This window comes from Megasphaera stantonii (assembly GCF_025567065.1).
GTDB lineage: Bacteria > Bacillota > Negativicutes > Veillonellales > Megasphaeraceae > Megasphaera > Megasphaera stantonii.
Map to the genome: position 1 here is coordinate 50,428 of NZ_JAOQKD010000004.1, position 13,685 is coordinate 64,112.

The window sequence follows — 13,685 nt, forward strand, 5'->3', positions numbered from 1 at the left end:
GGTGAGGCTATGAATTTCAACTTATTGAATATAGGGTTCGGCAACATGGTAATGGGCTGCAAAGTCGTGGCCATTATCAGCCCCGAATCGGCGCCGATCAAGCGCATGGTGCAGGAAGCGCGGGAGCGCAATACGCTCATCGACGCGACCTTCGGCCGCAAGACCCGCTCAGTCCTCATCATGGACAACGGGCAGATCATCTTATCGGCCCTGCAGGCGGAAACTATTTCCCACCGCATTTTGCAGGTCGACGGGGAAGATAAGGAAGAACCAGAAGAAGATTTATAAGAGAGGATGGAGCGACCATGATCGATTCAGGTCTGCTTATCGTTGTCTCCGGCCCGTCCGGCGCCGGCAAGGGGACGATATGCGACGCACTGCGGGAGCATTTTCCCAATATCCACTATTCTATTTCCATGACGACGCGCCAGCCGCGGCCAGGCGAAGAAGACGGCGTCAATTATTATTTTACCGACAACGGCCGTTTTGAAGAGCTGCTGAAGGAAGACGCGTTTCTAGAACACGCCAAGGTATACGACCATTATTACGGCACGCCGAAGGAATACGTATACCAGATGCTCCGCCAGGGCAACCACGTCATGCTGGAAATCGACATTCAGGGAGCTATGCAGGTAAAGGAAAAGTATCCCCAAGGCGTCTTTATCTACATCGTGCCGCCGAGCAAGGCCGTCCTGGAAAAGCGGCTCCGGGGACGTCATACCGACTCGGATGAAGTCATCGCCGCGCGGCTGGCGAAGGCCCGGAACGAGCTGGAATGGATTGATAAATACGACTATGTCATCGTCAACGACGATCTGGGCGAAGCGATTCAGAAGGCCGCTGCCGTGCTGAAAGCCGAGGAGTGCAGAGTCATGCGCAACGCCAACTGTATCGAAGAGACCAAGCAGGCGTATCGATAGAAATTTGTATGCAGTAAAGAGGAGAGATGTTCTTATGTTGATCAAACCGACGTTGGAATCGTTAATGAAAAAAGTAGACAGCAAATACACCTTAGTCACGCTGGCGGCAAAACGGGCCCGCGAATTGACGGACGGCGACGAACCGCTTGTAGACGTAGAAACGACGCGCGTCGTTTCCATCGCGATGGAAGAAATCGATCAGGGCAAGATTACCTATGAAAAGCCTCAGGGCGGCATTAAATAATTGCGGAGGATATCATCGCCATGTTATTAGAAAACAAGAAAATCGTCTTGGCCATCAGCGGCGGCATCGCCGCGTTTAAGGCCGCTGAAATCGCCAGCATGCTGCGCAAGCGCGGCGCCGAAGTCAAGTGCATTATGACCGAACATGCCACGGAGTTTATTACGCCGCTGACGATGCGGGAAATTTCCGGCAACCCCGTCGCCGTATCCATGTTCGGCGATATTCCCGAATTTAACGTCGAGCACATCGCCCTGGCCCAGTGGGCCGACGTGTTCGTCATCGCTCCGGCTACGGCCAACGTCATCGGCAAAATTGCCGGCGGCATCGCCGACGATATGCTGACGACGACGGTCATGGCTACGACGGCTCCCGTCGTCATCGCCCCGGCTATGAACAGCAACATGTATATGAACCCCATCGTACAGAAAAATATCGCCGCCCTCAAGGAGTACGGCTATGAAATCATCGAGCCCGCTACAGGTCATTTGGCCTGCGGCGTCACCGGCGTCGGCCGTCTGCCCGAACCGGAAGACATTGTCGACTACGTCGAATTTACAGCCTGCCGGACGAGCCTGCTGAAAGGGAAGAAGGTCATCGTCACGGCCGGCGGCACGCGCGAACCTATCGACCCGGTCCGCTTTATCGGCAACCATTCCAGCGGCCGCATGGGCTTTGCCATCGCTAAAACCGCAGCCTTTGCCGGCGCAGACGTCACCTTGGTCGCCGGCAGCAACGACCATCTGAAGACGCCGGCCGGCGTAGCGCGCCGCATCGACGTAGGCAGCACCAACGACATGAAGGCCGCCGTCGATTCGTATTACGACGACTGCGATCTGGTCATCAAGTCGGCTGCCGTCGCCGATTACCGTTCGGCTCATCCGGCAGCGAATAAGATCAAGAAATCCGACGAAACGCTGACCTTGACGATGGCTAAAAACCCGGACATCCTGTACGGCTTGGGCCAGCGCAAGGCCCATCAGGTTCTCATCGGCTTTGCTGCCGAAACAACGAACCTCATCGAGTACGGCACGGCTAAGTTAAAGAAGAAGAACCTCGACATGCTCGTCGCCAACGACGTCAGCGCCGAAGGGGCCGGCTTCCAGGGCACGACGAATATCGCCACCTTCCTGTTCCCCGACGGATCGATGGAAAAACTGGAGAAAATGGACAAGGAAGACCTGGCAACGGTCATCGTAGAACGGGCCGCGGCGATTTTAGCCAAAAAAAATCAGTAATCGAGGCCATGATTTTTCGAATAGGTCTTGCATAATTCCTCTTGTTAGTATACAATAGGTCAAGTGAATAAAATATTTAACCATCAAGAGCTGTGGAGGGATTGGCCCGATGATGCAGCAGCAACCTTCAGTGAATGAAAGGTGCTAAATCCAACAGTGTAGCGTACTGAAAGATGGGCTGATACATACCCCTCTTTTCAGAGGGGATTTTTTTTGAACGCATAAGGAGGATATAATGGCAAAGAATCGTGAATTTTTTACGTCTGAATCCGTAACCGAAGGCCATCCCGACAAAATGGCCGACCAAATCTCTGACGGCATTTTGGATGCAATTTTGGAAAAAGATAAAAACGCCCGCGTCGCCTGCGAAACTCTCGTAACGACGGGCATGGTACACGTCGTAGGCGAAATTTCCACGACGTGCTACGTAGATATTCCGCACATCGTGCGCGAAACGGTCCGCAGCATCGGCTATACCCGCGCAAAATACGGCTTTGACTGCGATACGTGCGGCGTCCTCGTCTCCCTGGACGAACAGTCCCCGGACATCGCCATGGGCGTCGACGAAGCGCAGGAAAAGAAATCCGGCACGACGGATAAATTCGATTCGATCGGCGCCGGCGACCAGGGCATGATGTTCGGCTATGCGACGAACGAAACGGACGACTACATGCCGCTGCCGATTTCTCTGGCTCATCGCCTGTCCCGCCGTCTGGCCAAGGTCCGCAAAGACGGCACGCTGCCGTACCTCCGTCCGGACGGAAAGACGCAGGTAACGGTCGAATACGAAGACGGCAAGCCTGTCCGCATCGACACCATCGTCATTTCGGCTCAGCACAGCCCGGAAGTTACGCGCGAACAGATTGAAAAAGATTTGCTCGAATACGTCATCAAACCGGAACTTCCCGAAGGCTTGTTCGATGACCAGACGAAACTGTTCATCAACCCGACAGGCCGCTTCGTCATCGGCGGTCCTCAGGGCGACTCCGGCCTTACGGGCCGCAAGATCATCGTCGATACCTACGGCGGCATGGCTCGTCACGGCGGCGGCGCTTTCTCCGGCAAGGACCCCACAAAGGTAGACCGCTCGGCAGCTTATGCAGCCCGCTATGTGGCGAAGAACATCGTAGCCGCAGGCTTGGCGGATAAATGCGAAATCCAGCTGGCCTATGCCATCGGCGTAGCCCATCCCGTTTCTATCCACGTAGAAACCTTCGGTACGGGCAAAGTCGAAAACGAAAAGATTGTCGAATTGATCCGCAAACACTTCGACCTCCGTCCGGCCGGCATCATCGAAATGCTTGACTTGCAGCGCCCGATTTACAAACAGACGGCCGCTTACGGTCATTTCGGCCGCAACGATCTGAACCTGCCTTGGGAACAGCTTGATAAAGCCGACGTTCTCCGTCAGGAAGCCGGCTTATAAAACTGGGCCATCTCAGAGGAATCATGCCTTCCAGGTGGCATGGCTGAATTAAATATGATACAATGTATAGGGGCTTGCTTCGTCAAGTCCCTATCTTTATGTTATACAAACGCAGGAGCAGGGCTATGGTAGCAGACATCATCATCAATACGACGGCCAAACGGCTGCAGCAGACCTTTTCCTATATCGTCCCGGACGGCATGGCTGTGCACGTCGGCAGCCGCGTGCAAGTTCCCTTTGGACGGCGGCAGGAAGAAGGAATCGTCGTCGCCGTCAGCGAGAGGAATGCAGGCGAATATGCATACGAGCTCAAGCCGATCAGCACCGTGCTGTCGGCGCAGGCGGGGTTTCAGGAAGAAATGATCGAAACGGCTTCCTGGATCAGCCGGTATTATCTCTGCAACCTTGCCGACGCCCTCCGCCTGTTCATGATAGAAAAGAAAGGGCTGGAAGTCCGTCTGTATGTTACGGTTGGAACGAAGGCCCCCACGTCGGCGGAAGACGCCGATGTCGCCGCGTACGTCCAAGCGAAGGGCCAGGTGGAAAAAGCGGCGCTGGCGCGGAAATTCGGCGCCAGGCGAGTAGACGCTCTGCTTGAGGCAGGCGTACTGCAGGTAGAGAAGGGCTGGAAAAATAAAATATCCGATAAAACGGAAAAGTGGCTGTCCTTTGTGCGGGACGACGCCGACGGCCTGCTGGCGAACCGGCGGCGGCAGGCGGCCTTGCTGGCTGAATTGAAGCAAGCAGGCAGCGCGCCCGTATCTGCTTTTATTGGAAAAGGATACAGTGCCGACGTCATCCGCCGCCTCTGCGGCACGGGACTGGCGGCTATCAGTGAAAGAAATGTCCGGACGAGGCAGCTGCTGCCGACGTTGGAACAGAGCCGTCCTCTGACGCTGACAGACGAGCAGGCCCGGGCCGTACAGGCTGTCCGCGGCGACACGACGGGACGCACTTATGTGCTGCACGGCGTTACGGGGAGCGGCAAGACCGAAGTGTATATGCAGCTGGCCGAAGACGTATTGCGGCAGGGAAAGCAGGTCATCGTCCTCGTGCCGGAAATCGCCCTGACCGGCCAAATCGTAAGGCAGTTTGTCCGCCGCTTTGGAAACGACGTCGTCGTCATGCACAGCCAGCTCTCGAAGGGCGAACGGAAAAACAACTGGCTCCGCATGCTCCGCGGCGAAAGCCACATCTGCATCGGAGCCCGCTCGGCCGTCTTTACGGCGGCGCAGCATCTCGGCCTCGTCATCGTCGATGAAGCTCACGACAGCTCGTACAAGCAGGAAGAATCGCCGCGCTATCATGCCGTCGCCGTAGCGCAGAAGCGCGCCGCCTATTACTGCTGCCCGGTCATATTGGGCAGCGCCACGCCGTCGGTCAGCGATTACTACGCAGCCCTGCAGGGAGAATATACGCTGCTGGAGCTGAAAGAACGCATCCACGGCCGGCCTTTGCCGACTGTAACCATTGCCGACATGCGCGACGAACTGGCCAGGGGCAACTACCGCGTCGTGTCGGACGCCATGGTTTCCCTGCTGGAAGAAACGCTGGCAGCCGGTCAGCAGGCTATCATCCTGCTGAACCGCCGCGGATTTGCCACCTTCGTCATGTGCCGCAAGTGCGGCTACGTCGTCAAATGCGACACCTGCGACGTGCCCATGGTCTACCACAAGCAGAGCGACCACCTGCAGTGCCACTACTGCGAGGCGTCCAAGCCGATTCCGACGGTATGTCCGGCCTGCGGCAGCAAGTATATCAAGTTTTTCGGAACGGGAACAGAAAAGGTCGAAGAACAGCTGGGCGAGCTGTTTCCCAGCAGCCGCGTCGTCCGCCTGGACCAGGATACGGCCAGCCGCAAGTACAGCGGCGAGCAGATATTGGAACGGTTCCGGCGACATGAATATGATATCCTCTTAGGGACGCAGATGGTAGCGAAAGGCCATGACTTTGCCAACGTCAGCGCCGTCGGCATTTTATCTGCCGACAGCCTGCTCAACCTGCCGGCCTATTGGGCTGGCGAACGGACCTTTCAGCTCCTGACGCAGGCCGCCGGACGGGCCGGACGGGGAGACGCGCCGGGCAGGGTCGTCATGCAGACCTATGCGCCGGAGCACTACGTCATTCAGTGCGCGCAGAAGCAGGATTATCACGCCTTCTACGAGCAGGAAATCGAATTTCGCCGCGCCCTGCAGTACCCGCCCTTCCATCGCATCATAAAAATCATCCTCACAGACGAAGAGGAGCAGCCCCTGTGGCGGCGGGGAAACGATTTGGCGGCGTCACTGCAAAGCTGGGCGCGCCGGGAACACAGTCCCGTCGAAGTCATTGGCCCCTTTGCCGACATCATCAAGAGGATACGCGGCAAATACCGCCTGGTCATCTTGATAAAAGGCGAATCCTTGGATGATATCAAAGACTATATGCGTCGTGAGCCCCAGTGCTGGGCCTCCGGCGTCGTCATCGACGTGGACCCGTCCTTCTAAAACGGAAAAGGCCATATCTGTAGAGATATGAAAAAATATGATATAATAAAGAGAAAAATGTAAATATACTATAGTAAGCTATGAGGTGAGAGAATGGCAACGCTAAAAATCATTGAAGCCGGCGCGCCTATTTTGAAAGAAACAGCAAAACCGGTTGAACATATTACGAAACACATTAAAAAACTGCTCGATGACATGGCTGAAACCATGTACGCTGCCGAAGGCGTCGGCCTCGCAGGCCCGCAGGTCAACGAATCGCTGCAGCTCGTCGTCCTCGACGACGGCAACGGCTTAATCGAGCTGATCAATCCGGAAATCATCGAGCGTTCGGAAGAAACGGACGACGGAGATGAAGGCTGCCTGAGCGTTCCCGGCTATTACGGCACGGTAAAACGGCATCACCGCATCAAGGTCAAGGCCCTGAACCGCCGCGGCAAAACGGTGATCTACGAGCCTGAAGGATTCCTGGCTCGTATTTTCCAGCATGAAATCGATCATTTATACGGTACGCTTTTTATTGAAAAAGCAGAAAATTTACGGAGAATAGGCTAATGGCATCGTTACGAATCGTATTTATGGGGACGCCCGATTTTTCCGTGCCGTCCCTGCAAGCACTGCACGATCAGGGCTTTGACATCGCCGCAGTGTACAGCCAGCCCGATAAGCAGCGGGGCCGCGGGAAAAAGGTTTCCTTTTCACCCGTAAAGGAAAAGGCTCTGGAATTGGGGATTCCCGTGCTGCAGCCGGATACGCTGCGGGACGAACAGGTCGTAGCCGAATTGGCGGCATTTCAGCCCGATGTCATCATCGTCATTGCCTACGGCAAGATTTTGCCCAAGGCCGTACTGGATATTCCTAAGTACGGTTGCCTGAACGTGCATGGCTCGCTCCTTCCGAAGTATCGGGGAGCCGCGCCGATCCAGTATGCCGTCAAGGACGGCGAGGCCGTAAGCGGCGTGACGATCATGCTCCTCGACGAAGGCATGGATACGGGGGCTATCCTGAAGAAAGCGGAAATAAAGCTGGACCCGAAGGAAACGACGGGATCGCTCTTCGATAAGCTGTCCGTATTGGGCGCACAGGCGCTGACGGACGTATTGGCCCATATTGAAGAGTATGAACGAAATGCCTGCCCCCAAGACGAATCTCAGGCTACGTATACGGCAAAAATCGACAAGGAAACGGCGCAAATCGACTGGACGCAGGACGCTATTGTCATCGAGCGGCTTATCCGCACCCTCGATCCTCATCCCGGCGCTTATACATGGCTCGACGGCAAACGCCTCAAGGTGTGGAGCGCCGACGTCGTTGACGGAGCCGACGCTGAACCGGGGACGATCATCGCCGTTACTAAGAAGACCTTTACGGTACAAACCGGCAGCGGCGCGCTGTGCGTGCGTGAAGTACAGCCGGAAAGCCGGAAGCGCATGCAGACGGCCCAGTTTCTCCAAGGCATTTCCTTGCAGCCTGGCGACGTCTTAACGAGGGAGTAAACTCGTGAAGGCAGCGTACAGGCAGACGATTTTATTTTTAAGCGGCGGCGGTATCGCTGCCGCCGTCTTTTTAGCTGGATTTGCCGCCGTCTGCGCGCTGGTCAAACCGGGACTGTCCCTGTATGTGCCGTCCGCAGCGGCTTGGTGGGACTGGGCCGTCCGGCTGTGCTTGGCGGTGGCCGCTGCAGCTTATGGGTTTACGTGGGTCTGTGTACTGGCCGGAACGCCTTCAAACAAGCGGCTTCGCCAGTTGTTATTTGTCTGCCTTCGCGTCCTCTTTTCCCTCGTGCGCTGTATCGGCAAGCTGCTGTATGCGGAAAGCGCTATAAGCCGGGCCTATATCCAGGTCCTGAATCACTTGATCCTGCGCCGTCCGCTCTGCCTGCCGCCGCGGCAAGTCCTGCTGCTGGCGCCGCACTGTCTGCAGTGGGACCAATGCCCTCATAAAATCACGCGGAACGTGCAGAACTGCCGGCGGTGCGGCCGCTGTCCCATCGGCGAGATGACAGCTCTGTCGGAACGCTTGGGCATTTCTTTCGCTGTCGTTCCCGGCGGAACGCTGGCCCGGCAAGTCGTCGCGGCCTGTCGTCCGAAAGCGGTAGTAGCCGTCGCCTGCGAGCGCGACTTGATCAGCGGCATGCAGGACGTAGCGCCTTTGCCGGCTGTCGGCTTGCTGAACAAGCGGCCGAACGGCCCTTGCTTCAATACTGACGTCGATATACGAGCCTTAACAGAAATTTTATCTGCAATGATAGGAGAAGATGCATGAACGTACGTGAAATAGCCCTGCGCAGCCTGCTGGCTATCTGCAAAGACGAAGGATACAGCAATATCGTTGTGTCGCAGGCTATCCAAAAATATAAAATGGAAGACCGGGACCGCCGGTTTTACACGGAATTAGTATACGGCACGCTGCGGTATATCAATTACTTAGACTGGATCGTATCAAAAATCAGCACGCGCAAGCTCAATAAGCTCGATCCCCTGTGTCTGGCCATCGTCCGCTTAGGCTTGTACCAGATATTCGGTATGACCAAGGTGCCCGAGTCGGCGGCATGCAACGAATCGGTCAAGCTGGCGACGCGCCTTGGCAATAAAGGCATGGCCGGCTTCGTCAATGCTATGCTACGCAGCAGCCTTCGCCGCCGGCAGGAATTTTCTATTCCGACGATGGAAGAAAATCCGCTGCTACATCTGACGATGACGTATCATCAGCAGGATTGGCTGGTAAAAGCGTGGATTAAAGAGTACGGCCTGGCTGAGACAGAAGCGCTGTGCCGGTATTTCGACAGTATACCAGTACTTTGCCTGCGGACAAATACGGCCCGCGTCAGCCGCGACGAGCTCATTGCCCAACTGGCGGAAGAAGGAATTCAGGCTGAAAAAGCCGCCTATGCGCCTGAAGGCGTATATTTGCCGGAAATCCCTAACATCGGCAGCGTCAAAGCCCTGAAAAAAGGGCTGGCTATCATTCAGGACGAGCCGTCTCAGCTCGTCGCCCATGTGCTGGACCCGCAGCCTCACGAGCTCATCTTCGATGTCTGCGCCGCGCCGGGAGGAAAGACGACGCATATCGCCGCCCTGGGCGGACCGACCTGTACGGTTTACGGAGGAGATATTTACGAGCATAAGCTGCGCCTCATCGAAAGCAACGCCAAGCATCTGGGCTTGGCCAACGTGCGCACGATTTTGCAAAATGCCTGCACGATCGGCCAGTCCTACGCCGGCCGTGCCGACCGGGTGCTTGTCGACGCGCCGTGCTCCGGCCTGGGAGTGCTGCGCCATAAAATCGACTTGCGTTGGCGCAAGAAGCCCAGCGACTTACGGACCCTGCCGGTACTGCAGAAGCGCATCCTGGACAGCGCATCCCAATGTGTCAAGCCCGGCGGCGTCCTCGTGTACAGCACCTGCACGATGCACGATGAAGAAAATATCCAGATCGTACGGCAATTTTTGCAGGATCACGGCGACTTCCACTTGGAAAACGCCGCAGATTTCTGCCGCCTGCCGAATCACGACGGGCCGTGCATCCAGCTGCTGCCGCAGCGCGACCACCTGGACGGCTTTTTCATCGCCCGCATGAGAAGAGGAGAGTAATATGGCCGATATATTCGATATGACCAAAACAGAGCTGCAGGAGTTCCTCGTAGCCCGGGGCATGAAAAAATTCCGGGCAGACCAAATCTTTCACTACATCTATAAGCAGCATATTTTTTCCTGGGACGACATGGTCCTGCTGCCCAAGGGCGACAGGGAGAAGCTAAAGGCCGAGCTGCCCATCTATTTTCCCGAAATCCTGTCTAAGCTGGAATCGCCGGACGGTCAGACGGTCAAGCTGCTTTTGAGCCTGCACGACGGCAACACCGTCGAAACAGTCCTCATGATGCACGACTACGGCAATTCTATCTGCTTGTCGTCGCAAGTGGGCTGCGCCGTAAACTGCGCCTTCTGCGCTTCGGCTAAAAACGGCTTCGTCCGTAATTTGACAGCCGGTGAAATGGTAGCCCAGCTCATGGCGTTCCGCAAATACGTAACGCCGGAGCTTCACTCTATCGTCATCATGGGGACAGGCGAGCCCCTGCTGAACTATGACAACGTCGTCCGTTTTATGAAGATGATCCATGAAAAGGACACGCTGTATCTGGGATACCGCAACATGGCCCTGTCGACGTCGGGCATCGTGCCGCGCATGTATGACCTGGCCGACGAAGGCATCCCTATTACGCTGGCCGTGTCGCTCCACGCGCCGAACGACGAGCTGCGCCGCCGCATCATGCCGATTACGGACACCTATCCCGTCGCCGACGTGCTGAAGGCGGCAGACCATTATTTTCAGAAAACAGGCCGCAAGGTGACTTTTGAATACATCCTGATACAGGGCGTAAACTGCAGCACGGCCTGCGCCCACGAGCTCGCAGAGCTGTTTGGCGGAAAAAATATCCTGATTAACGCCATTCCCATAAATGATAATTACGACGTCGGCCTGTATCGTCCGTCAGCAGGAGAAATCAATTCCTTTATTGCGTATTTGCAGAAACGCGGCATAAACGTCACGCTGCGCCGCGAAATGGGAAGCCAGATCCAGGCCGCCTGCGGGCAGCTGCGTATCAAGCGTGAAAACATTTGACATGTCCTAGGGAATATGATATGAATTATGTGTATGTAATAACAACGCACCGCGAGAGGACGTGAGACTTTGGGCACATACGGCGAATCACGAATCGGTCTGGTGCGCAAGGTAAATGAAGATTCTTTTTATATAAGCCGCGAACGAAACGTCTTGGCCGTCGCCGACGGCATGGGCGGGTACGTCGGCGGCGAAATAGCCAGCAAGACGGCCGTAGAAGCCATCGCCTATTATTTTAAGAACTTTACCTTTGCCGCGCCGGTACAACTGGAAAAAGCTATTCAATACGCAAATTCCTGCATTATCAGCAAGACGATGATCGACCCGTCGCTGGAAGGCATGGGAACGACTATATCTCTCGTAACCCTGGCCAAGCAGCACGCCTTTTGGGGTCACGTCGGCGACAGCCGCATTTACTTGTACCGCGGCGGCCGGCTGCAGCAAATATCCGTAGACCATACGATCGTCCAGGAGCTGCTGGAACGGCATAAAATCACGTCGGAAGAGCTGCAGAACCACCCGCAGCGCCACGTCCTGACCCGCGCCGTCGGCGTCGATAAGACGCTGCTTGTAGACAGCGGCGCCTTTGCCGTAGAGCGGGGAGACCGGATACTCATTTGCTCCGACGGCCTGACGTCGTTTTTGGACGAGCAGGTCCTGCGCGACGCCGTCGGCGATTACAGCCGCAGTGAACGCGATATTATCAACGATCTTTTTGCCCAGGTATACGATAACGGCGCAAAAGACAATGTTACTGCAATTTTAACAACCATATAATCGGGATTGACTACTATGAAAGTGGTGGAGAATCTAAAAATGATTGGTCATATATTAGACAACAGATACAAGATATTGGAGGAAGTAGGCACCGGCGGCATGGCCGTCGTCTACAAGGCCCAGGATATTTTGCTGGACCGTATCGTCGCCGTCAAGATCCTTCTCGCAAAATACGGAGACGACCACGATTTCGTCGTCCGGTTCCGTCAGGAAGCGCAGGCGGCGGCCAAGCTGTCCCATCCCAATATCGTAAATATATATGATGTTGGTTATGACGAAAATGTGCATTACATCGTCATGGAATACGTCCGCGGCGAAACGCTGAAGGAATATATTGAAAAGCACGGCCATCTGCCGATCAATACGTCCATACAGATTACCTTCGATATCGGCGAGGCTTTGGAAAATGCCCATAAAAACGGCATCGTCCACTGCGACATCAAGCCACATAACATCCTGGTGACTGAAACGGGACGCATCAAAGTCGCCGACTTTGGCATCGCCAGAGCTATAAATTCCAGCGCGACCAACAAGGATGACCACGCCGTGCTGGGCTCCGTCCATTATTTTTCGCCGGAACAGGCCAGCGGCGGCCCCGTAGACGAACGGACGGATATCTATTCCCTGGGCGTCGTCATGTACGAGATGATGACCGGCGTCGTGCCCTTCGAAGGCGAGACGGCGATCAGCGTCGCTTTGCAGCACGTACAGGATGATATTCCCTTGCCGACGAAGTATAACCGCCGCATTCCCCGACTGGTGGAACAGTGTATTTTAAAGGCCATGGCCAAGAATCCCGACGACCGGTTCCAGTCGATTGCCGAAATGATGTCGGAGCTTCGCTTGTCCCAGGGATTCGTCAATACCAATAAAGGGGCTATGCCGATTATCAAAAATAATTTTGCGACTCAGAAGATTCCGCCGCTGAAATCGCCGGAAGAGGAGCAGAAGAAAAATATCTTTTCCCGCATGCTCGATTCCATCAGCAGCCATTCGAAAAAATCCATTATCATCGGCATGCTTGGCGTCTTTGTCGTCGCGTTTATGTGGGCTTTCTTTTCCTTCGGCAATTTCTGGAGCACCCAGGATATTACCGTTCCCGACGTAACGGGCAAGCAGGTGGAAATCGCCAAGGAAATACTGTCCAAGGAACACCTCAACGTTTCGGTCAACGAAATAGAAAGCGACGAAGTACCAGTCGGCGAGGTCATTACCCAGACGCCGTCGGGAGGGGCCGTCGTCAAGGAAAACCGGACTATTTACCTGACCGTCAGCAAGGGCAATCAAGGCTCGGAAGTCCTCATGCCCGACCTGCGGGACCTGACGCTGGATGAAGCGAAGAAAAAGCTGTCTGAAATCGGCCTGACCATCGGCTCCGTCCATTACGCCGAAAGCGAAAAATATGAAAACGGCAAGATCATCAGCCAAAGCCCGGCCTCGCCGCGCAAGGTAGCGAAGGGCTCGTCGGTCGACGTCATTATCTGCCGCAAGGCCGAAAAGAAGAATGACGCTAAAAACGGACAGGATGCGCCGACCGTCAGCGGCATGACCTTGGATACGGCCATGAAGACCTTGGAAAACGCCGGATATATCGTCGGCAACGTGACAAATCTGGATGCGTCCAAGGACAACGCCCTGGCTAAGGTTGTCAAACAAAGTCCGCGCAGCGGCAACGTCGTCGATTTGACTGTCGAATACGGCGCAGCGGCGGCTGTTCCCGACGGCAGCGCCAATAATCAGGAACCGGCCGGCACGCCTCATTACGGCACGGTGAATATCAGCGTTCCTTCCGGCGCGTCGAGTCAGCACGTGCAGATCGTCGTGACGGACGACAACGGTACCCGTGTCGTCTATGACAAGAACCAGTCCGGCGGCGACAGCATTACTAAAAATATCAGCGGCGTAGGCAAGACCCGCGTCAAGGTATATATCAACAATTCATTAGTACAGGATCAGTACATTTAATTGAAGGAGGAT

Annotated in this window: 13 protein-coding genes and 1 riboswitch; all 13 genes read left to right on the top strand. The window is 55.4% G+C overall.

Annotated features, from left to right (window positions below; all coding sequences use genetic code 11):
- Positions 1-9: 9 nt before the first annotated feature.
- The 13 genes from remA (at position 10) to pknB (ending at position 13,673) form a co-directional block, all read left to right on the top strand.
- The gene (remA, locus tag OCV58_RS03835) at positions 10-288 is read left to right on the top strand and encodes an extracellular matrix/biofilm regulator RemA (protein ID WP_095628852.1); all 279 of its coding nucleotides are present in this window, start codon (positions 10-12) and stop codon (positions 286-288) included.
- Positions 289-305: 17 nt separating this feature from the next.
- Positions 306-920: a guanylate kinase gene (gmk, locus tag OCV58_RS03840; protein ID WP_154877015.1), complete on the top strand. Its 615-nt coding sequence runs from the start codon at positions 306-308 to the stop codon at positions 918-920.
- 34 nt (positions 921-954) lie between these two features.
- Complete coding sequence (gene rpoZ, locus OCV58_RS03845; RefSeq protein WP_087477398.1) at positions 955-1,164, top strand: DNA-directed RNA polymerase subunit omega; 210 nt, start codon at positions 955-957, stop codon at positions 1,162-1,164.
- A 20-nt stretch (positions 1,165-1,184) separates the two neighbouring features.
- Positions 1,185-2,399, top strand: a complete 1,215-nt coding sequence (coaBC, locus tag OCV58_RS03850; protein WP_154877016.1) for a bifunctional phosphopantothenoylcysteine decarboxylase/phosphopantothenate--cysteine ligase CoaBC — start codon at positions 1,185-1,187, stop codon at positions 2,397-2,399.
- Between the two features lie 77 nt (positions 2,400-2,476).
- A riboswitch (SAM riboswitch) is annotated at positions 2,477-2,579 on the top strand.
- Between the two features lie 55 nt (positions 2,580-2,634).
- Positions 2,635-3,825, top strand: coding sequence for a methionine adenosyltransferase (gene metK, locus OCV58_RS03855; protein ID WP_087477400.1), 1,191 nt, complete (start codon positions 2,635-2,637; stop codon positions 3,823-3,825).
- Between the two features lie 125 nt (positions 3,826-3,950).
- Positions 3,951-6,311: a primosomal protein N' gene (gene priA / locus OCV58_RS03860; RefSeq protein WP_154877017.1), complete on the top strand. Its 2,361-nt coding sequence runs from the start codon at positions 3,951-3,953 to the stop codon at positions 6,309-6,311.
- Positions 6,312-6,404: 93 nt separating this feature from the next.
- Positions 6,405-6,863 carry a peptide deformylase gene (def, locus tag OCV58_RS03865; RefSeq protein WP_087477402.1) on the top strand — a complete coding sequence of 153 codons (459 nt, stop codon included), beginning with the start codon at positions 6,405-6,407 and terminating at the stop codon, positions 6,861-6,863.
- On the top strand, positions 6,863-7,804 hold the full coding sequence (gene fmt, locus OCV58_RS03870; RefSeq protein WP_095628856.1) for a methionyl-tRNA formyltransferase: 942 nt from the start codon (positions 6,863-6,865) through the stop codon (positions 7,802-7,804). Before def ends, fmt begins: the two co-directional genes overlap by 1 nt.
- Before the next feature lie 4 nt (positions 7,805-7,808).
- Positions 7,809-8,573: a DUF116 domain-containing protein gene (locus OCV58_RS03875; protein ID WP_154877018.1), complete on the top strand. Its 765-nt coding sequence runs from the start codon at positions 7,809-7,811 to the stop codon at positions 8,571-8,573.
- On the top strand, positions 8,570-9,901 hold the full coding sequence (rsmB, locus tag OCV58_RS03880; RefSeq protein ID WP_154877019.1) for a 16S rRNA (cytosine(967)-C(5))-methyltransferase RsmB: 1,332 nt from the start codon (positions 8,570-8,572) through the stop codon (positions 9,899-9,901). Before OCV58_RS03875 ends, rsmB begins: the two co-directional genes overlap by 4 nt.
- Before the next feature lies 1 nt (position 9,902).
- Positions 9,903-10,931, top strand: a complete 1,029-nt coding sequence (gene rlmN, locus OCV58_RS03885; protein ID WP_154877020.1) for a dual-specificity RNA methyltransferase RlmN — start codon at positions 9,903-9,905, stop codon at positions 10,929-10,931.
- A gap of 69 nt (positions 10,932-11,000) precedes the next feature.
- Positions 11,001-11,708, top strand: a complete 708-nt coding sequence (locus OCV58_RS03890) for a Stp1/IreP family PP2C-type Ser/Thr phosphatase (protein WP_087477407.1) — start codon at positions 11,001-11,003, stop codon at positions 11,706-11,708.
- Positions 11,709-11,747: 39 nt separating this feature from the next.
- A complete protein-coding gene (pknB, locus tag OCV58_RS03895) occupies positions 11,748-13,673 on the top strand; it encodes a Stk1 family PASTA domain-containing Ser/Thr kinase (protein WP_095628860.1) in 1,926 nt (641 codons plus the stop codon).
- The last annotated feature ends 12 nt before the right edge of the window (positions 13,674-13,685 follow it).